General features: G+C 72.4%; 20 protein-coding genes, 2 tRNA genes and 1 pseudogene. 14 read left to right on the top strand and 9 right to left on the bottom strand.

The genetic code is table 11. From position 1 onward, the window contains the following. Window positions 1-55 precede the first annotated feature (55 nt). The 4 genes from ilvC to leuA all read left to right on the top strand — a co-directional run bounded on the left by ilvC (window position 56) and on the right by leuA (window position 5,828). Complete coding sequence (gene ilvC, locus AC559T_RS32045) at window positions 56-1,051, top strand: ketol-acid reductoisomerase (RefSeq protein WP_020458729.1); 996 nt, start codon at window positions 56-58, stop codon at window positions 1,049-1,051. 244 nt (window positions 1,052-1,295) lie between these two features. Next, complete coding sequence (serA, locus tag AC559T_RS32040; RefSeq protein WP_020458730.1) at window positions 1,296-2,885, top strand: phosphoglycerate dehydrogenase; 1,590 nt, start codon at window positions 1,296-1,298, stop codon at window positions 2,883-2,885. 139 nt (window positions 2,886-3,024) lie between these two features. Continuing rightward, on the top strand, window positions 3,025-3,918 hold the full coding sequence (locus tag AC559T_RS32035; protein ID WP_498871057.1) for a septum formation family protein: 894 nt from the start codon (window positions 3,025-3,027) through the stop codon (window positions 3,916-3,918). A gap of 239 nt (window positions 3,919-4,157) precedes the next feature. Further along, complete coding sequence (gene leuA, locus AC559T_RS32030; protein ID WP_498871056.1) at window positions 4,158-5,828, top strand: 2-isopropylmalate synthase; 1,671 nt, start codon at window positions 4,158-4,160, stop codon at window positions 5,826-5,828. Between the two features lie 81 nt (window positions 5,829-5,909). On the opposite strand, the gene AC559T_RS32025 is transcribed toward leuA, so the two are convergent. Beyond that, entirely contained in the window at window positions 5,910-6,209 is a 300-nt protein-coding gene (locus tag AC559T_RS32025; protein WP_071060673.1) for a DUF1059 domain-containing protein, read from the bottom strand. Next, window positions 6,206-7,576: an EAL domain-containing protein gene (locus AC559T_RS32020; protein ID WP_498871055.1), complete on the bottom strand. Its 1,371-nt coding sequence runs from the start codon at window positions 7,574-7,576 to the stop codon at window positions 6,206-6,208. Before AC559T_RS32020 ends, AC559T_RS32025 begins: the two co-directional genes overlap by 4 nt. 435 nt (window positions 7,577-8,011) lie before the next feature. On the opposite strand from AC559T_RS32020, the gene AC559T_RS32015 reads away from it, so the two are divergent. The 6 genes from AC559T_RS32015 to AC559T_RS31990 all read left to right on the top strand — a co-directional run bounded on the left by AC559T_RS32015 (window position 8,012) and on the right by AC559T_RS31990 (window position 16,359). Then, the gene (locus tag AC559T_RS32015; RefSeq protein ID WP_112105832.1) at window positions 8,012-9,040 is read left to right on the top strand and encodes a 3-isopropylmalate dehydrogenase; all 1,029 of its coding nucleotides are present in this window, start codon (window positions 8,012-8,014) and stop codon (window positions 9,038-9,040) included. Between the two features lie 389 nt (window positions 9,041-9,429). After that, the gene (gene ilvE, locus AC559T_RS32010; RefSeq protein ID WP_071060665.1) at window positions 9,430-10,353 is read left to right on the top strand and encodes a branched-chain-amino-acid transaminase; all 924 of its coding nucleotides are present in this window, start codon (window positions 9,430-9,432) and stop codon (window positions 10,351-10,353) included. Window positions 10,354-10,566: 213 nt separating this feature from the next. After that, window positions 10,567-10,953 (top strand): CBS domain-containing protein, encoded by a 387-nt coding sequence (locus AC559T_RS32005; protein ID WP_041253718.1) that lies wholly within the window; start codon window positions 10,567-10,569, stop codon window positions 10,951-10,953. Between the two features lie 117 nt (window positions 10,954-11,070). After that, window positions 11,071-11,748, top strand: coding sequence for a Crp/Fnr family transcriptional regulator (locus tag AC559T_RS32000; protein WP_041255536.1), 678 nt, complete (start codon window positions 11,071-11,073; stop codon window positions 11,746-11,748). 196 nt (window positions 11,749-11,944) lie between these two features. Continuing rightward, window positions 11,945-13,603 (top strand): citramalate synthase, encoded by a 1,659-nt coding sequence (gene cimA / locus AC559T_RS31995; RefSeq protein ID WP_112105831.1) that lies wholly within the window; start codon window positions 11,945-11,947, stop codon window positions 13,601-13,603. Window positions 13,604-13,944: 341 nt separating this feature from the next. Beyond that, window positions 13,945-16,359, top strand: coding sequence for a murein transglycosylase (locus tag AC559T_RS31990; protein ID WP_498871054.1), 2,415 nt, complete (start codon window positions 13,945-13,947; stop codon window positions 16,357-16,359). Window positions 16,360-16,639: 280 nt separating this feature from the next. On the opposite strand, the gene AC559T_RS31985 is transcribed toward AC559T_RS31990, so the two are convergent. The 4 genes and pseudogenes from AC559T_RS31985 to AC559T_RS31970 all read right to left on the bottom strand — a co-directional run bounded on the left by AC559T_RS31985 (window position 16,640) and on the right by AC559T_RS31970 (window position 18,433). Further along, on the bottom strand, window positions 16,640-16,906 hold the full coding sequence (locus AC559T_RS31985; RefSeq protein WP_112105829.1) for a hypothetical protein: 267 nt from the start codon (window positions 16,904-16,906) through the stop codon (window positions 16,640-16,642). Window positions 16,907-17,014: 108 nt separating this feature from the next. Further along, window positions 17,015-17,899, bottom strand: coding sequence for an RNA-guided endonuclease InsQ/TnpB family protein (locus AC559T_RS31980; RefSeq protein WP_498871053.1), 885 nt, complete (start codon window positions 17,897-17,899; stop codon window positions 17,015-17,017). A 220-nt stretch (window positions 17,900-18,119) separates the two neighbouring features. Next, window positions 18,120-18,197: pseudogene (locus AC559T_RS31975) on the bottom strand (helix-turn-helix domain-containing protein); the annotation flags it as partial. Further along, on the bottom strand, window positions 18,194-18,433 hold the full coding sequence (locus AC559T_RS31970) for a hypothetical protein (RefSeq protein WP_498871072.1): 240 nt from the start codon (window positions 18,431-18,433) through the stop codon (window positions 18,194-18,196). The gene AC559T_RS31970 and the pseudogene AC559T_RS31975, both read right to left, overlap by 4 nt. Window positions 18,434-18,656: 223 nt before the next feature. Here AC559T_RS31970 and AC559T_RS31965 point away from each other — a divergent pair, with 223 nt between their 5' ends. The 3 genes from AC559T_RS31965 to AC559T_RS31955 all read left to right on the top strand — a co-directional run bounded on the left by AC559T_RS31965 (window position 18,657) and on the right by AC559T_RS31955 (window position 19,916). Then, window positions 18,657-19,433, top strand: a complete 777-nt coding sequence (locus AC559T_RS31965) for a fumarylacetoacetate hydrolase family protein (RefSeq protein WP_112105833.1) — start codon at window positions 18,657-18,659, stop codon at window positions 19,431-19,433. A 284-nt stretch (window positions 19,434-19,717) separates the two neighbouring features. After that, a tRNA-Gln gene (locus tag AC559T_RS31960) sits at window positions 19,718-19,789 on the top strand. A gap of 54 nt (window positions 19,790-19,843) precedes the next feature. Further along, a tRNA-Glu gene (locus AC559T_RS31955) sits at window positions 19,844-19,916 on the top strand. 492 nt (window positions 19,917-20,408) lie between these two features. Here the strand turns inward: AC559T_RS31955 and AC559T_RS31950 are convergent. Further along, a complete protein-coding gene (locus tag AC559T_RS31950; RefSeq protein ID WP_498871052.1) occupies window positions 20,409-20,678 on the bottom strand; it encodes a hypothetical protein in 270 nt (89 codons plus the stop codon). A 200-nt stretch (window positions 20,679-20,878) separates the two neighbouring features. On the opposite strand from AC559T_RS31950, the gene AC559T_RS31945 reads away from it, so the two are divergent. Beyond that, entirely contained in the window at window positions 20,879-22,624 is a 1,746-nt protein-coding gene (locus AC559T_RS31945; protein WP_498871051.1) for a sensor histidine kinase, read from the top strand. Between the two features lie 283 nt (window positions 22,625-22,907). On the opposite strand, the gene AC559T_RS31940 is transcribed toward AC559T_RS31945, so the two are convergent. Together AC559T_RS31940 and AC559T_RS31935 are read right to left on the bottom strand one after the other, a co-directional pair. After that, on the bottom strand, window positions 22,908-25,151 hold the full coding sequence (locus AC559T_RS31940; RefSeq protein ID WP_498871050.1) for a serine/threonine-protein kinase: 2,244 nt from the start codon (window positions 25,149-25,151) through the stop codon (window positions 22,908-22,910). Window positions 25,152-25,533: 382 nt separating this feature from the next. Beyond that, window positions 25,534-26,346, bottom strand: a complete 813-nt coding sequence (locus AC559T_RS31935; protein WP_498871049.1) for an IclR family transcriptional regulator — start codon at window positions 26,344-26,346, stop codon at window positions 25,534-25,536. Window positions 26,347-26,372: the final 26 nt, after the last annotated feature.

The raw sequence follows: 26,372 nt of genomic DNA, 5'->3' as shown, positions 1-26,372 counted from the left end.
ATCCCTCATTCACCCCTCATTCACCCCTCATTTCCCTCGAGGAGATTCACCGAAGATGGTCGAGATCTACTACGACGACGACGCCAACCTCGACAACCTGGCCGACCGCAAGGTCGCCGTGATCGGCTTCGGCAGCCAGGGGCACGCGCACGCGCTGAACCTGCGCGACAGCGGGGTCGACGTCCGCGTCGGGCTGCCGGAGACGAGCACCAGTCGGGCCAAGGCCGAGGAGCAGGGCCTGCGGGTGGTGACCCCGGCGGAGGCGTCCGCCGAGGCCGACATCATCATGATCCTCACGCCGGACACGACCCACCGCAAGATCTACGCCGAGTCGATCGCGCCGCACCTCACCCCCGGCAAGGCGCTGGCGTTCGGGCACGGGTTCAACATCCGGTACGGCCTCATCGAGCCGCCGGCCGGCGTCGACGTCTTCATGGTCGCGCCCAAGGGCCCGGGTCACCTCGTCCGCCGGGTGTTCGTCGAGGGCAAGGGCGTACCGGTGCTCGTCGCCGTCGAGGCCGACGCCACCGGCAAGGCGCTCGACATCGCGCTCGCCTACGCGAAGGGCATCGGCGGCACCCGGGCCGGCGCGCTGCGCACGACCTTCACCGAGGAGACCGAGACCGACCTGTTCGGCGAGCAGGCGGTGCTCTGCGGCGGCGCCAGCGCGCTGGTCCAGGCCGGCTTCGAGACACTGGTCGAGGCGGGCTACACCCCCGAGGTCGCGTACTTCGAGTGCCTGCACGAGCTGAAGCTGATCGTCGACCTCATGTACGAGGGCGGCATCTCGCAGATGCGCTACTCCATCTCGGACACCGCCGAGTACGGCGACGTCACTCGCGGCCCGCGGGTGATCACCCCGGCGGTCAAGGCCGAGATGCGCAAGATCCTCGACGAGATCCAGGACGGGACGTTCGCCCGCGAGTGGGTCGCCGAGGACGACGCGGGCCGGGCCACCTTCACCAAGCTCGTCGAGGAGGGCAAGCAGCACCCGATCGAGCAGGTCGGTGGCAAGCTCCGCCCGATGATGTCCTGGATCGCGAAGGACTGAGGCGAGCCGGGCCGGGCGGCACGTGCCGCCCGGCCCGTCGACGTGCGCCCGCGCCCGCCACAGGTGAGAGCGGGCACACCCGTCGCGGCGCCCGAACGTGCGGAGCTGCGTCTGTAGGCTGTACCCGCACCGAACCGCCCACCGATTCGACATCGTCGTCGTCCGCCCGGGCCGCGGCGCAGCGCGTCCACGCCGCTGCGTCCTCCTCAGCGGTGGCCGGCGACGAGCGTGCTAGGAGCAGACCGTGCCCGTCGTACTCGTCGCCGAGGAACTCTCACCGGCCGGGCTGGAGGTCCTGTCCGGGGACTTCGAGATCCGTCATGTGGACGGGGCCGACCGATCCGCCCTGCTGCCGGCGCTGGCGGACGTCGACGCGGTCCTCATCCGCTCGGCAACGAAGATCGACGCCGAGGCGCTCGCGGCCGCCCCGCGACTGAAGGTCGTGGCCCGCGCCGGGATCGGGCTCGACAACGTCGACGTCCCCGCCGCCACCAACCGCGGCGTCATGGTGGTGAACGCGCCGCAGTCGAACATCGTCAGCGCCGCCGAGCACGCCATCGCACTGCTGCTCGCGGTCGCCCGCCGGGTCCCGGCCGCCCATGAGTCGCTCGTCGGCGGTGAGTGGAAGCGCTCGAAGTACGTCGGCGTGGAGCTGACGGAGAAGACCGCGGGCGTCGTCGGCCTCGGCCGCATCGGTGTCCTGGTCGCGCAGCGGCTGGCGGCCTTCGGCATGAAGGTCCTGGCCTACGACCCCTATGTCTCCGTCGCCCGCGCCTCGCAGCTCGGTGTGCGCCTGGTGGACCTCGACGAGCTGCTCACGTCCAGCGACGTCATCACGATCCACCTGCCGAAGACACCCGAGACGCTGGGGCTCATCGGGGCCGACGAGCTGGCCAGGGTGAAGCCGGGCGTGATCATCGTCAACGCGGCGCGCGGCGGCCTGGTCGACGAGGGCGCCCTGGCCGACGCGGTCCGGTCCGGCCGGGTCGGCGGTGTCGGGCTCGACGTGTACGTCAAGGAGCCGACCACCTCCTCGCCGCTGTTCGGGCTGGAGAACGTCGTCGTCACCCCGCACCTGGGCGCCTCGACGCAGGAGGCGCAGGACAAGGCCGGTCTGGCCGTGGCCCGTTCGGTGCGCCTCGCGCTCAGCGGCGAGTTCGTCCCGGACGCGGTGAACGTGCAGGCCGGCGGGGTCGTGGCCGAGGACGTGCGGCCCGGTCTGCCGCTGGCGGAGAAGCTGGGCCAGCTCTTCTCCGGGCTGGCCGCGGGCGTGGCCGCCGCGATCACCGTCGAGGTGCGCGGCGAGATCGCCGCGCACGACGTGTCGGTGCTGCAGCTCGCCGTCCTCAAGGGTGTCTTCATCGACATCGTCGAGGAGCAGGTCACCTACGTGAACGCGCCGCTGATCGCCAAGGAGCGCGGCGTCGACGTGGCGCTGGAGACCTCCGAGGAGAGCCCGGACTACCGCAACCTCGTCACGGTGCGCGGCGTCCTGCCCGACGGGACGGCGGTCTCGGTCAGCGGGACGCTCGTCGGTTCCCGCCAGGTCGAGAAGATCACCGCGATCGACGGGTTCGAGGTCGACCTGCGTCCCGAGGACCACCTGGCGTTCTTCCGTTACGAGGATCGTCCCGGCATCGTCGGGGCCGTCGGCGCGCTGCTGGGCGAGGCCCACATCAACATCGCCAACGCTCAGGTCAGCCGGCTCAGCGCCGGTGGCGAGGCCCTCATGTCGCTGTCCCTGGACGACGCGGTGGCGCCCGACATCCTGGCCGAGATCGCCAAGATCATCGGTGCGTCGTACGCCCGCGCGGTGAGCATCTCCGCGGGCTGAGCGCGCCCCGGTGCAGGTAGGGCGCCTGTGCGGCAAGATTCTCCGTACTTGACCGGAGTCGTGACGACTCGGCCCGGTGTGGGTGATCTTTAGCGGGAAGCGGCGCTCTTGCGCGCTTGCGCGCGTTACCGTGACAGGCATGGCGGCACGGCACCCGGATCCGTTCGAGGACCTTCGGCTCGACGAGCGCTTCGTCCGGTCGGCCCGGTTTCTCGAGCCATCGGCCCGTGAGCGGGCCGGTCAGGTTGTTCGGGGCCACGGGACACGGTGCCAGGTGGTGCCCGCGCCCCGTGGACTGCAGGGATTCGTTCACCGGTTGTTCGTCGCGCCGCCACGCCCGGCGCCGCGGACGAGACGACTCACCCGGGTGCTGGCGGTTGTCACGCTCGCCGTCGGCATGATCAGCCTGACGTTCGTGGCGCTGCGTCAGACCGCGGGCCGCGGCACACCGGTGGCGACGGAACCGCTGCCGGTCTCGCAGGTCAGCACCCCCGTCGGCGGGCCGGCGTCGGCGAGCAGCGGGGGTGAGCTCGCCGACGGCGCCGCGGCCACCGGCGGTGGGGGCGGTGTCGGGTTCTCGGCCAGCTCGGTTCCGCTCACCGTCGACCCCGCGGTCGGGGTGCCGGGGGGCTTCGACCTGGCGCCCGGGCTGTTCGCCGCGATCCGCAAGGGTGACTGCATGGCCTGGTCGGCCCGGTCCGTGTCTCCGGTCACGCCGGTCCGCGTCGACTGTGCGGCCCCGCACGTCGACGAAGTCACGAAGATCGTCAATCTCGGCGGCCGCTTCGCCGACTGGCCCGGCGTCGAGGTCCTGCACACCACGGCGCGGGACGTCTGCGCCGGGTCGATGCGCGAGTACGTCGGCGCCCTCGACGTGGCCCCGCACCAGGTCGTCGGGTCGGTGCGGCCGGACGAGGCGAGCTGGGAGCGGGGGGTGCGAGCCGTGGTCTGCACCATCCGCTCGGATGATCTCGCCGCGCGCTCGGGGCGGTTCGTGGTGGCTGGCGTGGTGGCTGGCACCGTCCGGAGCTGACCGCTGGGCCGGCGGGTGGGCTGGGCGATCCGGTAAACTGCCACCGTGATGCGTGCGCTGCTTCTTCTTAGGTGCCGCGGCGGGGCCTGATCCGATCCGGCTGATCCGAGCCGGACAGATGGCTGGCTTCCCCGCCGCGGAGTTCTCGTGCGTCAGCGCCGGGTCCCGCTCGGCGGGGGATAACCGCCGGCTCTTCCGAGGAAGCAGGAGCAGTGATCACACCGCAGCAACCGTCCGGCATGCCCATTGAGAAGTACCGCCCGTTCCCGGCGGTCGCGCTGCCGGACCGCACCTGGCCCAACGCCACGATCACCGAGGCCCCGCGCTGGTGCAGTGTCGACCTGCGGGACGGCAACCAGGCCCTGATCGACCCGATGACGCCGTCGCGCAAGATGCAGCTGTTCGAGCTGCTGGTCGCGATGGGCTACAAGGAGATCGAGGTCGGCTTCCCGGCGGCGAGCCAGACCGACTTCGACTTCGTCCGTCAGCTGATCGAGGATGACCTGATCCCCGACGACGTGACGATCCAGGTGCTGACCCAGGCCCGCGAGGAGCTGATCGAGCGCACCGTCACCTCGCTGGTCGGCTCCCGCCGCGCCCTGATCCACCTGTACAACTCGACGTCCACCCTGCAGCGCCGGGTCGTGTTCGGCCTGGACCGGGCCGGCGTCACCGACATCGCGGTGCAGGGCGCCCGCTGGTGCGCCCAGTACGCGGAGAAGCTGCTGGAGGGGACCGACGTCCGCTGGCAGTACAGCCCCGAGTCGTTCACCGGGACCGAGCTGGAGTACGCGCTCGAGGTCTGCGAGGCGGTGATGGACGTCTGGGCGCCCACCCCGGACAACCCCGTCGTGCTGAACCTGCCCGCCACGGTCGAGATGTCGACGCCGAACGTGTACGCCGACCAGATCGAGTGGATGAGCCGCAACCTGACCCGCCGGGACTCGGTGGTGCTGTCGCTGCACCCGCACAACGACCGGGGCTGCGCGGTCGCCGCGGCGGAGCTGGGCGTCATGGCCGGCGCCGACCGGGTGGAGGGCTGCCTGTTCGGTAACGGCGAGCGTACCGGCAACGTCTGCCTGGTCACGCTGGGGATGAACCTGTTCTCCCAGGGCATCGATCCGATGATCGACCTCTCCGACATCGACGGCGTGCGCCGCACCGTGGAGTACTGCAACCAGCTGCCCGTGCACCCGCGCCATCCCTACGGCGGCGACCTTGTCTACACGGCCTTCTCCGGCTCCCACCAGGACGCCATCAAGAAGGGCTTCGAGGCGATGGAACGGACCGGCCAGACGCTGTGGGAGGTCCCCTACCTGCCGATCGACCCGAAGGACGTCGGCCGCTCGTACGAGGCCGTCATCCGGGTGAACAGCCAGTCGGGCAAGGGCGGCGTGGCGTACCTGATGAAGTCGGAGTACGCGCTGGACCTGCCCCGCCGGCTGCAGATCGAGTTCTCGGGCGTGGTCCAGAAGCACACCGACGACGCCGGCGGCGAGGTCACGGCCGGCCAGCTCTGGGAGATCTTCACCCGGGAGTACCGGCCGGAGGGCGGGGACCCGGCGGCATCGCTGGAACTGCTCGGATCACGGACGACCGCGGCGAGCGGCGCACGGGACGAGGTGACCGTCTCGGTACGTCTGGACGGCACGGAGACGGTCATCACGGGCAGCGGCAACGGCCCGATCGACGCGTTCGTGGCCGCGCTGTCCGAGCGGGGTGTGTCGGTGCGCGTCCTCGACTACAACGAGCACGCGCTGGGTTCGGGCGCGGATGCCCGCGCCGCGGCCTACCTGGAGGTCGCGGTGGGGGAGACGGTGCTGTGGGGGGTCGGGATCGACCCCAACATCGTCACCGCCTCGCTGCGCGCGGTCGTCAGCGCCGTGAACCGGGCGTCCCGGGAGAGCTGAGTATCCGGCCGGTGCGGGTGGGCGGGATGGCCGTGCCGTCGTCCGCACCGGCCACGACCTGCGCCGCGGCCAGTGCCGTGATCAGTCGTTGAGGGAGGCCGGCTCGGCGTCCCTGATGCCCTGCCGGACCTGGTCGACCAGCTCGGCGGGAACGTCGGCCATCGAGTGGTCGACCCGGGCGTGGGTGTTGACCGCGCCGAGGAGCTCGTCCTCGGTGCCGGCGACGAACCGGGCCTCGCAGCCGGGGATGATCGCCCCGCAGTAGAACTCCTTCATGGCGGGCGGCCGCGCGATGCTCACCTCGCGCACCCGCGCGCCCGGGTCGCCGACGGGGCGCGGGCCCATCAGCGCCTGCGCCGTCCAGAATCGGTTCCGCCTCATGCGGCCGACAGATCCGCGAGACGCAGCATCAGGCGCTCCATCCGTACCAGGCCGAGAGGCCGTCCCATCTCGGTCACGATTATCACCGGGTCGAACCGGCAGCCGGCGGGCCGGGTCATCGCCCGGCGGGCGACCTCCGTGACGGGCTCGTCCGGGAGCGCGAACAGCGACGTGGGAATCCGCTGCGGTTCCCGCCCACCCGCGCCGCCGGCCAGCCGCACGGCGACCGGCCGGCACCGGTTGCTGACGATGATGGCAGTCCCGCCACCGGAACCGTCGCCCCTGAGCGTTTCGTGATCCTCGGCGTGTTCTTCGGCGTGTTCCTCGGGACGTCCGCCCGGGGACGGCGAGCCGGCGTCGTCGCTTGGAGCGGGCGAGCGCGCGCAGGGCGGGCAGCCCGGGACCTGGCCGCAGCGCCCGTAGTCGCCGGTCGAGATCCGGACCGGCTCCATCAGGCTCACGATGCGCGAGGAACGGTCGGAGCGCGCGGAGAGCAGCCTGATCCGCCTGGCCACGGCCGGGTCGAGCTCCTGCCAGCGGGCGGACGGCCGTCCGAGCAGGAAGCCCTGCCCGAGGGGGACGCCGAGGGCGACCAGCATGGTCAGCTCCTGGACGCGCTCCACACCCTCGGCGATGACCCAGCTGTTGAGGCGGCTGGCGAATCCGCCGACCAGCTCGGTGAGTGCGATCTTCACCTGGTCGTCGTCGATGTTCGAGACCAGTGACGCGTCGAGTTTCACGAAATCGGGCCGGATGTGGGTGAGCTGGCGCAGGCCGGCGTATCCCGAACCGACATCGTCCATGGCGAGGAACGCGCCGTGGTCCCGCAGCTCCTGCGAGGTCGCCGTCAGACCGGTCGCGCGCTCGATGTCGACGGCCTCGTTCAGCTCGAGAACGATGCGGGAGAGATCGGCGCCCCGCCAGACCGCCGCGACCTCGGGGGAGGAAAGGAGATGCGGGAACACGTTGACGGCGAGAAAACAACGGTCGGGAAGATGATCGCGGGCGGCGAGTGCCCGGCGCAGGACCCGGGCCTCGAGCTCGGCCGCGCAGCCGCGGCGGTCCGCCTCGCCGAACACGAGATGGGGTGCGTTGCGCGGGTCCGGGCCGAAGCGTGCCAGGGCCTCGTAGCCGGCCGTGACGCCGCGGCGCAGGTCCACGATTGGCTGGAAGACAAGGGATGGCGCGTCGGGGTCGGCCAGGATGCCGTCGAGATCCGGCCGCACGGGCAGGCCGGGAACCTGGCGGCGTCCGTCCGCGGGGCAGGCTCCGCCCGCCTCGTCCACCTGACCCTGACCGGCGGGTTCGCGCGCCCCCGGTGGACCAGCCTCGACCGGGCGCCTGATGGTCGACTGTTGAGAAACCATGCGCCGTGCACCCCCTCGTGTCGCCGCACGCCGCATCGTCGATGTTGTTGATTTCTTATCACTTTTTCAACGCTCTGGGCACGGCTGGTGGCGGGAGTTGTGGTGCCGTTCGAGTGCGTGGTCCGAATTTTGTCTGCTGCGCATTTATCGTGGCCAGGGCGATTGTGGTCCGGTTGATGTGGTGGCGTCTTTGTCTGCTGCCGCTTACGTCAACGCGCGATGTGTCCTCGTACGTCGTCTCCTGGTTCAGTGGAATGACGACCGGCGACGGCCGGGGCGGCACGATCCGTCGCCGGTGACCCGGGTCGCCCCGGGCCACCCCGGGGTGGCCCGCGATCTGTTCCCCGGCGGGCGCGACCGGGCGCCCGTCCGGCCTGGTCGCGCCCGGGGCGGGCGCGCCGGACGTCCACGCCGGGCGGACTAAAGTCGAGCCCCATGAGGCTTGCGGTCATTGGTGGCGACGGAATCGGTCCGGAAGTGGTCGCGGAGGGGCTGCGCGTGCTACGAGCCGTGCATCCCAAAGTGGAGACCACCGACTACGACCTGGGCGCGCGGCGCTGGCACGAGACCGGCGAGACCCTGCCCGACAGCGTCCTGGCGGAGCTGCGCGGGCACGACGCGATCCTGCTCGGCGCCGTCGGCGACCCCGGGGTGCCCAGCGGCGTCCTGGAACGCGGGCTGCTGCTGCGGCTGCGGTTCGAGCTGGACCACCACGTCAACCTCCGGCCGGTCCGGCTGTACCCCGGAGTGACCTCACCGCTCGCCGGTGACCCCGCCATCGACATGATCGTGGTGCGGGAGGGGACGGAGGGCCCCTACGCCGGCGCCGGCGGCACGCTGCGGCGCGGGACGCCACAGGAGGTGGCGACCGAGGAGAGCCTGAACACGCGCTTCGGGGTCGAGCGGGTCGTGCGCGACGCCTTCGCGCGGGCGAGCCGGCGTCCCCGCGCCCACCTCACCCTGGTGCACAAGACCAACGTGCTCACCAAGGCGGGCGACCTGTGGGCCCGCACGGCCGCCGAGGTCGGCGCCGAGTTCCCCGGCGTCAGCGTCGACTACCAGCACGTGGACGCCGCCTCGATGTTCTTCGTGACCGACCCGGCCCGGTTCGACGTGGTGGTCACCGACAACATGTTCGGCGACATCCTGACCGACATCGGCGCCGCGATCACCGGTGGCATCGGGCTCGCCGCCAGCGGGAACCTCGACCCCTCGGGCGCGAACCCGAGCATGTTCGAGCCGGTCCACGGCAGCGCTCCCGACATCGCCGGCCAGGGGCTGGCGGACCCGACCGCGACGGTCGCCTCGGTCGCGATGCTGCTGGACCACCTCGGCCACGCCGACGAGGCGGCTCGGGTGGAGGGCGCGGTGGCCGCGTCGCTGGCCGCCCGCGCCGCGGCCGGCGGTGCCCGCCGCTCCACCCGCGAGATCGGCGACGACCTGGCCGCCCGCGCCGTGGGCTGAGCCGGGCCCCACTCCGACCGGCCGCGCGAGCGGGAACGACCGCGCGGCCGGCGAGCCGGGGGAGGGCCGGTGTGTCCCCGCCGATTCGTCGTTCGTTTTCCGTCCGGTCATCCGGCGGCTATTCTTCGGTGAACCCGTAGATCCGGTACGACGGCAGCCGACAGGGCCCGACCACGGCGACGATCGGCGGTTTCGTCCTCTCTGACCGTTTGTTTGCTGATCGTTCGGCACTTCGCTGATCGTTCGGCACGGAGCCGTTCGTCACGGCACCGGTGGGCGACAGCGCAGGCGAGCGCTGGTCAGTGACAGCGTTCGCGCACCGCGGTGCTCGTGCCCGCGGTGCTCGCCAGCCCGCACGTCCCCCTGACGTAGCCCGTCCTGGAGTCATCATGGCCATCACGCCCACCTCGAAGATCTGGATGAGCGGCGAGTTCGTCGACTGGGACGACGCCCGCATCCACGTGCTCAACCCGACCCTGCACTACGGCTGGGGCGTGTTCGAGGGCATCCGCGCCTACTCGACGCCCGTCGGCAGCGCGGTCTTCCGGCTGACCGACCACATCGCCCGCCTGTACCGCAGCGCGAAGATCTACCTGATGGAGCCGACCTTCACGCCGGAGGAGCTCGTCCAGGCGACGAAGGACACCATCGCGGTGAACAACGTCGAGGAGTGCTACATCCGGCCCCTGATCTACCTCGGGTACGGCGAGATGGGCCTCAATCCGCTCCCGTCCTCGATCGAGGTCATGATCGCGGTCTGGCCCTGGGGCTCCTACCTGGGCGAGGACGCCGAGCGCAACGGGGCTCGGGCGACCATCTCGACCTGGCGCCGCAACGACCCGAACATCATCCCGCCGGCCGCGAAGGCGTCCGGCCAGTACCTCAACTCGTCGCTCGCCAAGGTCGCCGCGATCAAGGCCGGTTACGACGAGGCGATCATGACCAGCCCGAACGGCCACATCGCTGACGGCTCCGGCGAGAACGTCTTCATCGTCTCCGGCCGGCAGGTGATCACCCCGCCGCTCAGCGACGGGCCGCTCGGCGGCATCACCCGCGCCTCCGTCATGCAGATCGCCGCGGACCAGGGCTACGAGGTGCGCGAGCAGCACATCGTGCGCACCGACCTCTACCTCGCCGACGAGGCGTTCTTCACCGGCACCGCGGCCGAGATCGTTCCCATCTCCGAGGTGGACGACCGGCGGATCGGCACGGGCCGGCCCGGCCCGGTCACCCGGGAGATCCTCGACATCTTCCACCAGGCCACCCACGGCGAGGTCGACCGCTACAAGGACTGGAACGAGCTCGTCAGCTGACGTCCCGCCCGGCGGCGAGCCGACTGCGTGACCACGCCGCCGCCGCGTGTGCCCTGGCCAACCCGACCTTGGACGCCTACCGTCTCCAGTAGTCGTTTCACGAGCGCACAAGCGTCCGGAGTCGGAGTTCGGGAGGACGTCATGCGGGTTTCGGAGGGCACGCGTGTTTCGGGGGATACGCGCGTTTCGGAGGATATGCGGGCTTCGGAGGGCATGAGTGTCTCGGAGGGCATGAGCGCTCTGGTCCTCGTCGTCGGGCCCGGGCACACCCTGCGCCAGGCGGCCCGGCTGATGGCCGCCCGGCACGTGGGTGCCGCCGTCGTGCTCGACGGCGACGGCCAGGGGTTCGGAATCCTCACCGAGCGCGACGTCCTGCGGGCGATCGCGGCCGACCAGGATCCGGACGTCGAGGTCGTGGGCGACCACGTCACCCGGGACGTGGTGGTCGCCGCCCCCGACTGGTCACTCGACGAGGCGGCCGCGGCGATGCTGCGCGGCGGGTTCCGGCACCTCGTGGTCACCACCGGCGCCGAGGTCGAGGGCGTGCTTTCGATGCGTGACGTGGTGCGCTGCTGGAGTCGGCAGCGGGTGTCGGCCTGACGTGCCGGCCGCGATGGGTATTACCGGTCGTGTTCGCATTATCACGATTGCGCGATGAACGTGTCGGCTCCGGGATCTGCAGCACACGAGACCGCCGAGCGGCGCTACGTTCACCGCATGCACGACACTGAGGCGGTCACGCTGCTGCGGGCGACCACGCTGCTGAAGGAGCTCGACGAGGAGGATCTGCTGCGGCTGGCCAGCCGGTCCGTGACCCGGCGTTTCCGCCGGGGCCAGGTGGTCTTCACCGAGGGGGAGCCGGCCGACACCCTCCTCGTCATCGCGTCCGGGCGACTCAAGATCCTCACCAAGGCCGACGACGGGCGCGACCACGTGCTCAACATCGCCGGTCCCCGGGAGACGCTGGGCGAGCTCAACATCGTCGAGGCCGGGACGAGGTCCGCGAGTGTCGAGGCGCTGGAGCCGAGCACCGCGCTGGTGCTCGAGCGCAGCGCCGTGTGGGAGCTCGTCCGGGAGCGCCCGGCTGTCGCCGAGCAGCTCATCCGCGCGCTGGTGGCGCACGTGCGCCGGCTCACCGGGGCGAACGCGGACCTGGTCTTCCTCGATCTCCCGCGCCGGGTCGCGAAGCTGCTGCTGATGCGGATGCGCGAGGCCGGCCGGCCGGTCATCGAGCTGGGCCTGACGCAGACCGAGATCGCGTCGCTGCTGGGCGGCTCGCGCCAGTCGGTCAACCAGGCACTGCGCGAGTTCGAGCGGCGGGCGTGGATCCTGTCCGAAGGTCAGACGATCACCATCATGCAGGTTGACCGCCTCCGCCGGTTCGCGGGCGACTGACCGCCGCGGCGGGCGTGCGCGGCGTCCACGGCGTGCACATGGCGTCCATGGCAATTGCCACACTTGCCGCGTGTCCAGCGTGTTACATCGTATGGTGGGACGCTGGCGGCGAACCCGTCCCCGTCGCGCGTTCCGGTCACTGACCAGGCAGACCGGGCGCGTGACGGCCAGACACGGTTCCAGCGAGAGGTCCATCGTGGTTCACGACACCCCAGCTCCGCTCGGTTCAGCTCCGCTCGGCGCGGTCGGCGGGCTCCCGTTCGACCGGGAGTCGCTGCACATCTACGACACCACGCTGCGCGACGGCACCCAGCAGGAAGGCCTGTCGCTGTCGGTCGCCGACAAGCTGGCGGTCGCCCGGCACCTCGACGACCTGGGTGTCGGCTTCATCGAGGGCGGCTGGCCCGGCTCGAACCCCAAGGACGCCGAGTTCTTCCGGCGGGCCCGCACCGAGCTCGACCTCAACGGCGCGCTGCTGACCGCGTTCGGGTCGACCCGGCGGGCCAGCAAGGCCGTCGCCGACGACTCCCAGGTCGCCGCGCTGCGCGACGCCGGCACCTCCGTGGTCTGCCTGGTGGCCAAGGCCGACCGCCGGCACGTCGAGCGCGCGCTGCGGACCACGCCCGCCGAGAACCTCGCGATGATCCGCGACACCGTCCGTCACCTGACGAACGAGGGCAAGCGGGTCTTCGTCGACGCCGAACACTTCTTCGACGGCCACCGCGCCGACCCCGCCTACGCGCTCGAGATGGTGCGCACCGCGGCCGAGGCCGGTGCCGAGGTGATCGTGCTGTGCGACACCAACGGCGGCATGCTGCCCACCCGGATCGGTGACGTCGTGGCGGCCACGCTCGCGAGCACCGGAGCGCGCCTGGGTATCCACACCCACGACGACGCCGCCTGCGCCGTCGCGAACAGCCTGGTGGCGATCGAGGCCGGGGCCACCCACGTCCAGGGGACCGCCAACGGCTACGGCGAGCGTTGCGGGAACGCCAACCTGTTCAGCGTCGTCGCGGGCCTGGAGACCAAGCTGGGCCGCCAGGTCCTGCCGGCCGGGCGGCTGCGTGAGCTCGTGCGTGTCTCACACGCCATCGACGAGGTCACCAACTCGGCCCCGAGCACGCACCGGCCCTACGTCGGCGCCAGCGCCTTCGCGCACAAGGCCGGCCTGCACGCGAGCGCCGTCAAGGTCGACCCCGACATGTACCAGCACATCGACCCGGCCGCCGTCGGCAACGACATGCGGATGCTCGTCTCCGAACTGGCCGGCCGCGCGACCCTCGAACTCAAGGGCCGCGAGCTCGGCATGGACCTCTCCGGGGAGCGTGAGGCGCTCGGTCGGGTGCTGGAGATGGTCAAGGACAGGGAGGCCTCCGGCTACGCCTACGAGGCCGCCGAGGCGTCCTTCGAGCTCATGCTGCTGGACGAGGTATCGGGCCGGGAGCGGTTCTTCACCCTGGAATCCTGGCGGGTCATCGTCGAGCAGCGCTCCGGCGGCGAGGTCGTCAGCGAGGCCACGGTGAAGCTCACCTCCCACGGCGAGCGGCACGTGTCGACGGCGGAGGGCAACGGGCCCGTCAACGCGCTCGACACCGCCCTGCGCAAGGCGCTGGAGAAGGCCTACCCGGGTCTGGCCGATCTCGACCTGGTCGACTACAAGGTTCGCATCCTCGACGGCCGGCAGGGCACCGGTGCGGTCACCCGCGTCCTGGTGGAGACCAGCGACGGCCGCGGCCGCTGGGACACCATCGGCGTCGACGAGAACATCATCGCCGCCTCCTGGGTGGCGCTGCAGGACGCCGTCACCTACGGCCTGCGCCGCCAGGGTGAGCGCCCCGACCCGGATGCCGTCTGACTATCTGACCGGGCCGGCCCGATCGCCCGCGCCGCGGGTTCTTCATCATCGGATGATCTACACGGCCAACGCCGTCCGGGCGTTTCGGGCCTGTCCTGTCAAAGAATTCCCGGTTGACGCCAACGCCGCCCGGTCATCCTTTGGTGCCCGTTACGCTGACCGCGACGCTTTCGGGCATCCCGGTCATCCGCCACAGGTGGCGGTGGACGGGTTCGGGGGCTCCCGGGGGCGACGGTGATGGGCGATCTCGGCTGCTGCGGCCGAGGAGAGGGGACGGCCGTGTCGCGGTGCCCGGCGGTTGAGCGCCCGACAGGGCGCGACCGTGCTCGGGGAGGTCGGCGATGAGCCGTCGTTCCACCGGCAGCGTGGGTGGACGCCGAGGCGGCTCGCACCGCTCGTCGCCCGGAGTATCGGACATCGTGTGGGTCGACCCGCCGTCCGGGGGCCGCCGCCGGACGGGCGGTCGCCGCCGTTCCACCTCAGGGCGCGTCGAGGCCACCGCGCGCATCGAGCTTCCTGAGCGCACCGAACTTCCTGAGCGCACCGACAGCCTGGCGCCCGCCGAGGGCCACGTGCCCACCGACGACGGCGTGGGCACCGACGGCCGCGTGCCGGCCAGCCGCGTGCCGGTCGAGGGCCGCGTGCCTGCTGATGGCCGCGTGCCCGCCGGCGGCGCCGGACCGGCTGGAAGCTCCCCCCGCGCCATGCCGTCTCCGGACGCCGATGCCTCCGAGCAGGACGTTCTCTACGGTCGGTCGTCCTCTGCCGAACGGGCTGCGGCCCGCCGGGGCGGGATCGCCGCCGGCCGCCGGGTACGGCTGGGGCGGCGCCCCGCGCCCGGCGCGTGGCCGGTGGGCGGGAGCCGGTCGCGCACCACGCGGAGCCGGGACCTGGCCGGGGGGCGCGGCCGGAGACGGGACCGGGACGCTTCCACGAACGGGTCCTGGTCGCTGCCGAAGATCGCGCTCGCGGCCACGGCTCTCGCGCTCGCCGTCACCGCGGTGGCCGGGCCGTCGTCCGAAACCGCCGCAGCGAAGCTCACCGGCCCCGTCAACGGACGGGTCGACCAGACCGAGCTGCTGCCCGAGGGTGGCGCCGCCTTCGGGGGCGCGACCGTGGAAGACCTCGCCAGCGTCGTGGGCGCGTCCGGGCAGGTCCGCCTGCCCGTGCGAGCCGGGCTCGCCGCCTCGCCGGTCGCGAGCCGGCCGGCCGGGTCCGCCACGGCCACGTCCGGCACGTCCCCGACGGCAGGCGCGTCGCCTTCGCCGGCCGGAACAGCGTCGACCGGAACAGCGACCGCGGGCGCGTCGGACGACGGCACCGTCCGCAACGCGCCGCTCGCGACCCCGCCCGGCTCCAGCAAGGAGGCGTCGACCATCCCGGCCCGGGCCCTGGCGGCGTACACCAACGCGGCCGACCGGGCCGCGACCGAACATCCAGGCTGCTACCTGCACTGGTCGGTCCTCGCCGGCATCGGCGCGATCGAGTCGGGCCACGGGCAGGGTGCACGCACGGACAGTAACGGCCGGGTCGCGCCCACCGTTGTCGGCCCGCGTCTCGACGGCTCGCCCGGGATGTTCCGCATCCGCGACACCGACGACGGCTGGCTCGACGGCGACACCGTCTGGGACCGGGCGGTCGGCCCGATGCAGTTCACGCCGTCGATGTGGCGGTGGATCGGGCGCGACGCCGACGGCGACGGCCGCGCGGACCCCAACGACTTCGACGACGCCACCCTGACTGCCGCCGATCGCCTCTGCCAGGCCGGGGGTGACCTGCGCGTACCCGACAACGTGCTCTCCGCGGTGCGCTCCTACAACCCCTCCGACGGCTACATCCGCTCCGTGCTCGGCTGGGCGGCCTGGTACGCCGTCGGACCGACGGTCGTCGGGAACCTGGGCACCGGGACGGCCGACCCGGCGGGCGCCGGCGCGACCGGGGGCGACGGCGGCGACCCGACCACCGACGCCCTGGCGACCGACCAGCCCTTCCAGGTCACCACCCTCGTCCCGCTGCCGGGCTCGTCCGACGGCACCTGCGTGGCCCCCGTGATCGACCAGGCGTCGATCAGCGCGGGCGGTGTCGGCGGGGACGTCGTGACCGGATCGGAGTACGAGTCGCTGGAGGTCCGCGCCCGGGTGGGCGGCACCGCCGAGCGGACCGTGACCATCGAGCTCACCCTGCTGGACGAGACCGGGGCGACGGTGGCGACCGGGGTGAGCGCGCGGGCGCTGCCCGGCGGCGACGGCGTCGTGCCGCTGGGCCGGCTGGACGGGCTGGCGATCGGGCGGGCCACCGGCCGCGGCCCGTTCGACGTGAAGGTCCAGGTCCTGCCGGCCGGCCAGGACTGCCAGCCGGTGCAGGCCACCGCGCGGGTCGGCAACGTCGATCCCGCGGACTTCGCCGGCGCGCCGTCCACGCTGGCCAGCCTCCGGCGGCGGCTGGAAACCTACCGGGACACGGGACGGATCACCCAGACGGCCGCGGCGGACCTGCTCGCCACCCTGCCGGCCGGCGACGGCGGCCTGCAGGCCTCGGTGGAGCTCGCCCGCTTCCTCGACCGCCTCGCCGCGGCCATCCGGATCGGGGAGATCGCCGCCGACGCGGCGACAGGCCTCGGTGACGTCGCCAATGCCCTGCAATCCCAGCTGAACCCACCGGCGAGCACACCGCCCGCGGGCGGGGCCCCGTCACCGGGCACGACCGAGGACGTCCCCCTGCCGTTCGACGTGGTCCCGCTGGCGCCCGGGACCTGACGCACGCCGCCGATCGCGGTGATCCGGACCCGGAGGTGGCCGAGCGCCTCGACGAGGCGCGTGCGCTGGTCACGGTGTCCGGCACCGACGTCCTGCGCTCGCGGTGGCCGTACCTGCCCTCGCCGCGCGCCGACCCGCCCCACCACGGGCGGGAAGGCGCCGCGGCCCACGGCGGGCGCGCAGGCGTCCCGGACCATGATGGGCGGGAAGGCATCACGCCAGCGGCACTCGTGTCCGCCGGCACGACATCAGTTCACTGGACGGGGACGCCCCCGGCGTCTCAGTCCTCGTCCGGGATCTCCTCCCACCACTGGCACCACCAGTCGCCGCCGACGAGGACCCGCAGCTTCGGGTGCCAGCAGTAGGTGATGTCCTTGTCGGTGTCCAGGTAGTACAGGCAGTTGTCGCAGCGCTCGTCACCGTTCGGCTTGCCGCGGAGGATGGCGTCCTCCGCGAGGTGGCCCAGCTTGACGCTGAGCTCCTCGTCGATCGGCTTGGGCTCGGGTGCGCCGACGTCATAGACGGGGGTCGCGTCGATCTCGGTCACCGTTCTCCTTCCAGGTCGATGGCGGATCGTGCTGGGCCACGCCGTGTCCCGACCGGGGCGCCGACCCGTATCCGGCAATCCTGCCTGATTCTCGGCTTCCGTTGCGGATCAGTGGTCATGGGCGATCATCAGTTCCGCAGCCGCCTGTCTCCGGGCGGCGGTCCCCGTCTTGCCCGCTCGTGCGGTGCGGGGTTCCCGCTTCACGGCCACCCGCCCCGCGGGCGGGGTCTTACGGTCGGCTCCACGGGCGTTCGGCGCATACGCACCCGGGTCTTCGGCCACTCCGGCACCCGTTGCGAAACGTCTCAGGTTCAGCGAGGCGTTGTAGTCGCGGTCGATCACCAGAGCGCAGTCCTGGCAGACGAACGTGCGGTCCGACAGCGTGAGGCTTGGGTTTCGCCATCCGCAGCCGGAACAGGTCTTGCTCGACGGGTACCAGCGGTCCGCGACGATCAGCCGCGAGCCGTACCACGTCGTCTTGTAGGTGAGCTGTCGCCGGACTTCGGCCATGCCGGTGTCCGACACGCCACGGGCCAGCCGGCGGTTGCGGACCATCCCGGCGACGTGGAGATCCTCGACCACCACCACGTCGTGGGACGTCGCCAGGCGGGTGGTCAGCTTGTGCAGGCCGTCGCGGCGCCGGCCGGCGACCCGGGCGTGGATGCGCGCCAGCCACGCGGCCCGCTTGCGGCGCCCGACGCTGCCCGGCTTCGACCGGGCGTAGGCGCGCGACGTGCGGCGCAGCCGGCCCAGCGCGGCGTCCAGGTGCTGTGGGTTGGGCACCCTCTCGCCCGTCGACAGGACGGCGAGGCACCTCACCCCGAGATCCACCCCGACGGTCCCACCCTTGCGCTGCCGCGACGGGGCGTCGGGCAGGTCGCGGGCGACCTGCACCGTGAACGACACGAACCAGCGGCCCGCCGTCCGCGAGACCGTGGCGCCCCTTGCGCCTGCCCTTACGGGAGTCGCTGAACGCCTTGAGGCCGCAGGCAAGCTGATCCAGCCCGGCCGAGTACGTCTCCTTCGAGCACTCCGGCCACCACGAGGCGACCTCGCCCTTGGCGTCGTTCCACTGCCGGCGCAGCGTCGGCATCGTCCACGGGACCGGTGTCCGCTCGGCCTCGGGCACGCCGTAGGTGACCTCGGCCGCGCGCTGGTCCATCGCGGCCTTCACCCGGGCCAGGCCCCAGTTGAACGCGAACCGCGCCGCGCCCGCGTGCCGACCCAGCGCGACGAGCTGCGCCGGAGTCGGATCGAGGGCGTAGCGGTACGCCTGCAGGACCGTGCTCACCCAGCATCCCCGGGGCCGGCGACAGCGACGGCGGCCGCGCGCCGCGCCCGGTTGGCCGCCGCGCGCCGGCCGTACAGCCGGGCGCACAGCGAGGTGAGGATCTCGGTCACGTCGCGCACGAGGTCGTCGTCCACCTCGGACGGGTCGACGACGAGCAGCCCGCCGAGACCGGCAGCTTGCCGGCCGCGAACCAGCGCCGGGCCCTCACGTACGCGACGCCCCGCGAGCACGCCCACCGCTTGAGGTTCACATGAACATTACAGATCACCATCGGTCGCTATCGACCACTCGACACGCAACAGTTGCCACCCTTCGCCGTCCCGGTGAACCGGATCCGGCGGCCGGGCGGCCGAATGATCGAGTGGTTCGGGCCACAGTGCGGCCGGACGCCGCCACGTGCCGGAACCCGGCCCGGATCCGGACACCCCGATTCCCGCGTTCGGTCGGTACGGTCGCGGAGTGCGCATAGCGAGGTACACCGACGGGTCCGAGCCGGCATTCGGAGTGGTGGAAGGCTCCGTGGCGGACGGAACCGCCATTGTTGCCGGGATCACACCGCATCCGTTCGCGCCCTTCACCTTCACCGGGGTGCGGCGACCGCTGGCGGAGGTACGGTTGCTGGCCCCCGTGCTGCCCAGCAAGATTCTCTGTATCGGGAAGAACTACGCCGACCACGCACGGGAGATGGGCGGCGAGGCCCCGACCAGTCCCGTCCTGTTCCTGAAGCCGTCCACGAGTGTGGCCGGCCCCGGGGACCCGATCGTGCTGCCGCCCGACAGCGAGCGGGTCGACTACGAGGGCGAGCTGGCCGTCGTCATCGGCCGGCTCTGCCGTGACGTGCCGGCGGAACGCGCATTGTCCGTCGTCCTCGGCTTCACCTGCGCGAACGACGTGACCGCTCGCGACCAGCAGGCGACGGACGGCCAGTGGACCCGCGCCAAGGGCCACGACACCTTCTGCCCGATCGGCCCCTGGATCGAGACGGACCTCGACCCGTCCGACCGGGTCATCCGGACGACGCTGGACGGCGAGGTCCGCCAGGACTCGCGGACCAAACTCCTCCTGCACGACGTCCCGGCGCTGGTGGCGTTCATGTCCCGCGCGATGACCCTGCTCCCGGGAGACGTCCTGCTGACCGGTACCCCGGCCGGAGTCGGCCCGATGCGCGCCGGCCAGACCGTAGCCGTCACGGTGGACGGCATCGGAACCCTGACGAACCCCGTGACCACCCGATAACCAGGCCACGGCCGCGACCAGGCCGCTCCCGCCCCCGGTCGTCCCGGCCTCGAATCCCGGGGTTCCCGCCGCCCGGAGCCCCGGGCCCCGAGCCCGCCACGCATTTGGCCGTGATGGCGGTGTGCTGGGTGGGACGGGGATGTTCGGTTCTGGGGTTGGGGTGGTGTCGCGGGCCTGCTCCGGGGGTGCGAACGGCTCGGATGGGACGACTCGCCCCGCGCCCACCCCTCGTGTGGACCGCGGTCGCCGATGGGGTACAGTAGGCATCGCCCGCGAGGGCCCCATGGGGTATGGGGTAATTGGCAGCCCAACGGATTCTGGCTCCGTTAGTCTAGGTTCGAGTCCTGGTACCCCAGCTGCACAAGATGCACCACGATGCTGTATATTGAACGAGACACACAGACAGTCTTGGCCCCGTCGTCTAGCGGCCCAGGACGCCGCCCTCTCAAGGCGGTAGCGCCGGTTCGAATCCGGTCGGGGCTACGTTACAAATAATCGCGAGCGCCAACCTTCTTAGGTTGGCGCTTTTGCGTTTCCATTGTTTCACCCCGCCTCGCTCACCCCTGTGCTCCGGGCCCAACGACGTCCGCCCGGCGGGTGTGACCCCCGGCGGGCGTGAGCTTTCGAAGTCCGGGGAGCGCGGTGCCCTCCGCCCTGTCACGTCGGTGTGACGACTCCACCGGCCTGGCCGTACCCCACCGATGGCCGCCCAGCCGTGTGCCGTGCGCGCTGGGCCGGGTGGCGTGGGCCGTCCGGGGTGAGCCGGGGCGCGCGGATGGCGTGCGGGATGCGGGCGGTACGAGTCCGCCGCGACGGGTGCGCCGGAGGCGCGGACAGCGTGCCGGTGGCATCGGAGTGCCGGCGGCGTGCAGAGTGCCAGTGATGTCCGGTGGCGTGCCGGTGCTGGCGGGTGTCCCGGTGGACCTCGGGTCGCCGGGCTGCCGTCAGCGGGTGGGATCGGAAGCGGGCGAAGGACTAGTCAACGACGCGCAGGCGGGGCATGGCCGCGGGGTGGCGGGCCATGGTGCAGGGGCGGCAGCTGCACGTGCTCGGACCGCCCCAACCGTGGACGACCTCCTCGGCAGCCTCGGACGAGCCGAGCGGCTCCGAGCCGACCAGACGCAGCACGGGACGGGTGGTGAGCGAGGCCGGGGCGCAGCCGTCAGTGAAGGTCTCCGCAGGCTGTGGCACCGCCTGGGTGATGCGGACGGGGGCGGTCGCGGTAGTCAGGGCCACTGGGGGCACGAGTCCTCCTCCGCGGGTGGCCGTCCTGGGGCCACCTCGCGGACCACAGCCTGTCGGGAACCGCGGTATGTGCGCCATGCTTCTTTGAGCCCGTTACCAGGTGGTACAGATGGCCTAGTCAAAGCTGGGCATAGTCGTCATACGACACCACCCTTGACAGCCATGGTGCTCCAAGGCCGGAACGGGAGAAACTTGCTCGGATGTCCTCCGCCAGCCCCTCCATGCCCGAACGGGCGCGCCGCCGTCACGGCAGCGCCCACGTCGGGCGCGCCGCCCGGCGGCTCGAGAAGTCTCGGTCGTCCCGGTCACCCGCGGCGGATGCCGGGCTGGCCGCGGCGACCGCCGACGCCGTGCTCCGCGGTCCCGTCGCGTGGTTCCCCCGCGGCCGCGGCCTGCCGACCGAGGACTGGGCCGCCCGCCACGCGCTGATGTGCTGGGTTCTGGCCCTGCACCTTCCGGCCATCGTCGGGTACGCGCTGTGGCGCGACCACAGCCTCCCGCACGGCCTGCTGGCGGCGAGCCCGCCGGCGCTGCTGTTCGCGGCCGCGCTGGCCCCCGGCATGCGGCGGGTGCGCGCGCTGGCCGCGAGCCTCGGCCTGCTGTGCTGCTCGGTCGTCTTCGTGCATCTCTCCGACGGCCTGACCCCGATGTACTTCCACTTCTTCGTGGTGGTCGCGCTCATCGCGCTCTACGAGGACTGGACCGTCTACCTGCTGGCCATCGCCTTCGTCTTCCTCGCCATCCTCGCGATCGGCGACCTGATCACCGACGAGGCCGCGTCGCGGATGGACAACGCCCTGCTCCTGGCAGGGCTCCACGCCGGCTTCATCTTCGCCCTGGCCGGTGCCCAGATGGTCTTCTGGCACTACAACGAGCAGTCCCGTCGGCGGGTGGAGGACTACCGCCAGCAGCTCTACGAGGGCCAGCAGAGCCTCATGGCCCGGCTGGAGGAGACCGACCGCATCCGCAGCGACCTGGTCGCCACGGTCTCGCACGAGTTCCGGACGCCGCTGACGGGCATCCGGGGGACCCTGCTCACGATCAGGCGCCGCCGGGACCGCCTCTCCGACGCCCAGCTCGACGACATGCTCGACTCGGCCGTCACCTACTCGGACCGCCTCTCCAGGCTGCTGGAGAACATGCTGACGGCCGCCACGGCCACCGGCACCGACGACACCACCGCCGCCGACCTGCCCGAGGTCGTGCGCGAGGTGATCGCGAGCCTGAACTACGCCGGCAGCAGCGTGACGGTCGACCTGCCGCCCCAGCTCCCGGTGCGGATGGCCCGCCAGGCGCTGCACCAGGTCGTGGCGAACCTTGTGGACAACGCGCTGGTGCACTCCTGGCCGGGCGCCCCGGTGCGGCTCATCGCGGGCCGGGTCGGCGACGAGGTCGTCCTGCGGGTCCGCAACCCCGGTCCGGATCTCGACCCGGCGACCATCCGCCAGCTCTTCGAGCCGTTCACCCAGCGGGACGGAACGGCGACCCGGCAGACCGACGGCGCCGGCATGGGGCTCTACGTGGTGCGGCGGCTGGTGGAGGTCCACGGCGGCCGGCTGCGGATGTCCTCCGAGAACGGCGAGATCATCGTCGAGGTCGACCTGTGGGCGGCGTCCACGACATCGGCCACCACCGGCACGGCCGATCCGGCTCCGATGCCGGTACCGATGCCGCTGCCACGCAGCATGCGCAACCGGTCGGATCTGCCCGACCCGCCCGCGCTGCCGGCCGGCTCCGGTGCGCTGCTCGGGCCGCGGGGCGGTCCCGCCGCCCCCGGGCACAGCGCGGTCGCGCCGGCCCCGACCCCTGAGCCCGCCAACTTCCCCCGCCCCGCCTCGGCGCCCCGCCCGGCAGCGCCCCCGCACGCCGCGTCCCGGCACGCTCCGTCCCCCCGGACCTGGGGCTCGATGTCCTCGTCATCCCTGCCCGCGGACTGGGGACACTGACCTCGAGGCACGCGCACGGACCGGCCCCACCGGCCTCGTCGAAGCGAGTTGCCTCAGCCAGTCCATGCGCTGATCAGCCAACTCGGTTCGGTGTGGGCGGCGGCCGGTTCGGCGTGAGCACTGGTGGCGGCGGAAGCACGCGGAAATGCGGGCGGAAATGCGGTAGGCCCGAGCGCAGGTGGCGCTCGGGCCTACCGTCGGTGCCCTGGTCCGGGGCGCCCCGCCCGGGGCAGGAAGACCGTTGTCTGTCCGCCGCCCGGGTCGGAGCGAAAGGAGGATCGCGTTACTTGGCCGGCGCCTGGCTCGCGGGCGGGGCGGTCGTGGGCGGGGGCGCGGGGGCGTCCTTGCAGGTCGGCTCCAGCCAGACGCTGTCGCCCTTGTGCATCATGGTGCCGGCGCCGGGGGTCGTGCGTGCGGCGTTGGGCCCGGCGCCGTACTGGCAGCCGCCGTTGCCGTCCAGGACACCCAGGCCGGCGCCGACCAGGGTGTTGCGGGCGGCGGCGAGGGCCTGGCCGGCCACGGCGGGCACCTCGACGCAGTTCGTCGCCTGCACTGTGAGTGTCACCTTGGTGGTGACCGGGACGACGCTGCCCGCGTTCGGGGCCTGGTCGATCACGGTGCCGCCGTTCTTGCCCTTCTGGCAGACCTCGTTGGTCGCCACGTTGGTGAACCCCTTGCCCGACAGGGTGTTCGTCGCCGCTGCCTGGCTCTGACCCACCACGTTGGGGACGGTGCCGTCCTTCGGTGTAGGTGTGGCCGAGGCGCTGGCGGGCGGGGCCGAGGTCTGGCCGGGCTGGGTGGGCGTGGCCCCGGGCGTGGCGCTCTCGCCGGGGCGCGGGGAGGTGCCCGCGCGGGGGCTCGCGCCCGCGGCGGTGCTGGTGGGGATCGCAGCCGGGTCCATTCCAGGGGGCATCGGGGCCCCGCCGGGCAGCGTCGCCGTCACCGACGGGTCGGTGATCACCTGTCCGCCGCCGTCCGCGGTGAGCGCGCTCTCGCTGTCACCGGCCGCGGCCAGGGCCCAACCACCGGCGCCGGCGACCAGCGCGACGACCAGGCCGGCTCCGGCCGCGATGCGGCTGCGGCGGCGGCGGTCGCCGGCAGAACGCCCGCCTGGTCCGCCCGGTCCGCCCGACGAGCCCGAGCTGCCCGGGGCCGGCTGCTTGTTCGCCGGGATCGCGGAGATCACCGTGTTGCGGTCGGACGCGGAGCCCGTGGAGCGGGCCGGGACGCGGACCGCCGGCCGGCCACCGGTGTCGTCGTCGCTCCAGTCGGCGCGGACGGGTGGCATCCCGGCGATCTGGGTGTGCTCGGCGTCGTTCCAGTCCGGCCGGACGGGTGGCATCCCGGCGATCTGGGTGTGCTCGGCGTCGTTCCAGTCGCCGGCCGGGCCACCCGCACCCGTGACGCTGGTCGCCGCGACCGCGGCGCCGGCGCCGGCGAGGCGGCGCCCCGCCGCGGCCGGCTGGCGGCCGCGCTCGTCCTCCGCCCAGTCGGCGGCCGAGCCGATCCGGGTCTGCGCCGCGTCGAAGGCCGCTTCCCGTTTCCCGGGCGCGTCGCGGCGAGGTTCGGGGACGGCGCCGCGGCCGGTGCCGGAGTCGCGCCCACGCCGACCCGCGGACCGGTCGTCGAACTCGCGGTCCCGGTTGTCGGGACGGCGGTTGTCGAGGTCCAGCTGGTCGTCGGAGTCGAAGTCCGGGTCGTCGCGGTCGCGGTCGTTCTCGAGCGCCTCGATCAGGTCCTCCGCGGCGTCCGCGGCGGAGGCGGGCCGCTGGCGCGGCGACTTCGCGAGCATCGACGACAGGACGTCCCACAGGGCCGGCGGGACGCCCTGGATGGGCAGTGGCTGGTCCTCGCGGTGCGCCCGCACCATGTCGGCCGGGTGCGCCTCGTCGAAAGGCGGGCTGCCGGCGATGAGCTCGTAGAGCACGATCCCGGCGGCGTAGATGTCGACGGCCGGCGTCGGAGGGGCGTCGGTCGTCAGCTCCGGCGCCATGTAGAGCGGGGTGCCGATCGGGCCGGTCAGCGAGGCGCGGGTGGGGGTGTGCACCATCCGCGCCACGCCGAAGTCGGTCAGCCGGACGTAGGGGCGGCGCGGGTCCGAGGTGTCGATGAGGACGTTCTCGGGCTTGACGTCGCGGTGGATGATCCCGGCCGCGTGCACGCTGTCCAGCGCCCAGAGGAGCCCGACGACGAGGTTGACCGCCTCGGTCACCGGTCGTGGCCCGCTCTGGTCGAGGTGTGCCCGGAGGTCGATGCCCTCGACGAGGTCCATCACGATCGCCAGGGGCGTGTCGGGCTCTCTGATCAGGTCACGAACCCGCACCAGGTCAGGGCTGTCGAGCTCGACGAGCAGGTCCCACTCGCGCAGGAACCGGTCGACGATCTCGGGGTCATGAGCGAGCTCCGGCCGAAGTACCTTGATGGCGACGGGCTCTCCGTCGGGGACATGGGCCCCGCGCCAGACCTGGCCGGCCGTTCCCTGCCCGAGCAATTCGTGCAGGACGTACCGTGCACCCAGTTTGCGCACTGCGCCTTTCCCCCTTTGTGTGCCGTCCGGGAGCGGACGGCGCGAGCCTGTGACGCTGCCGCGGCGGGGGCTGCGGAAGCCTGAGGACTCCGGTGAACCCTCTCGCCTACCAGTGGCGAGAGCCCGTTGACGTAAAGTCCGACCGGGCCACCGGATCGACGCACAGCGACGGACGCCCCCCTGTCCGGTCGGCATCCCACGGGCTGGCGGGCTGACCGGACTGCGCCATCACTGCTTGTGCGCAGAAACTGCTCAGTACGTCGATCCTGCTCTGTTGACAACACCAGAGGCTACGATGCCGGGCTCTCTCCGGGTGCGTCGGGGTGCCGGCGGGGCCGGCTGGTGCGGGAGCATTGTGTTTCCGGACATCGAATATCGGCTTTCACGGTGGAGCGGCGGTGGTTTTCGCTGTGCCCGGTGGGGTTCTTGGCGCATTCGTCGTGATCTGAGACACGATTCCCGTTTCGGGTGTGGGGATTCGGTCGGCACCCGTCGGAGCCTGCGGGCTGGACAGCTCCCGGGCCGCGGCGACCACCGCGGTACCGTGCCGCCGTCCCGGCGACCGGGTCAGCCGTTCGACCGGGCCGGACAGCGACAGCGCGGCGACCACGCCGGACGCGCCGTACACCGGGGCCGACACCGAGGCCAGGCCCGGCTCGCGCTCGCCGAGGCTCTCCGCCCAGCCACGCCGGCGCACCTTCGGCAGGACGTCCGCCGCGAACGCCGCGCGCGCCAGCAGTTCGGGCTCGGCCGCGTCGTCGAAGGCGAGCAGGACCTGCGCGCCGGAGCCCGCGGTCATCGGCAGGGCCGCGCCGACGGGCACGGTGTCGCGCAGCCCGGTGGACCGCTCGGAGGCGGCGACGCAGACCCGGACCGGTCCGCGCCGGACGTAGAGCTGAGTGCTCTCGCCGGTGGCCTCGCACAGGGCGGTGAGCACCCGGCCGGCCGCGTCGATCATCTCCCAGGGCAGGGGGGTCGGGCCGCCGGCGGCCAGTCGTGGGCCGGGCACGAACCGGCCGTCGGAGTCGCGGGTGAGCAGGCGGTGGGTCTCCAGAGCCAGGGCGAGCCGGTGGGCCGTCGCTCTGGTCAGGCCGGTGCGAACGACCAGGTCGGCGAGCCCGGCCGGCCCGTGCTCAACGGCGCTCAGGACCAGGGCGGCCTTGTCCAGCACGCCGACGCCGCTACTATGTTCCATAGTCTGATATTGCCATCTCATTCTCT

This window comes from Frankia sp. Hr75.2, from assembly GCF_949319125.1.
Lineage (GTDB): Bacteria > Actinomycetota > Actinomycetes > Frankiales > Frankiaceae > Parafrankia > Parafrankia soli.
This window is presented reverse-complemented; position numbering and strand designations above follow the sequence as displayed.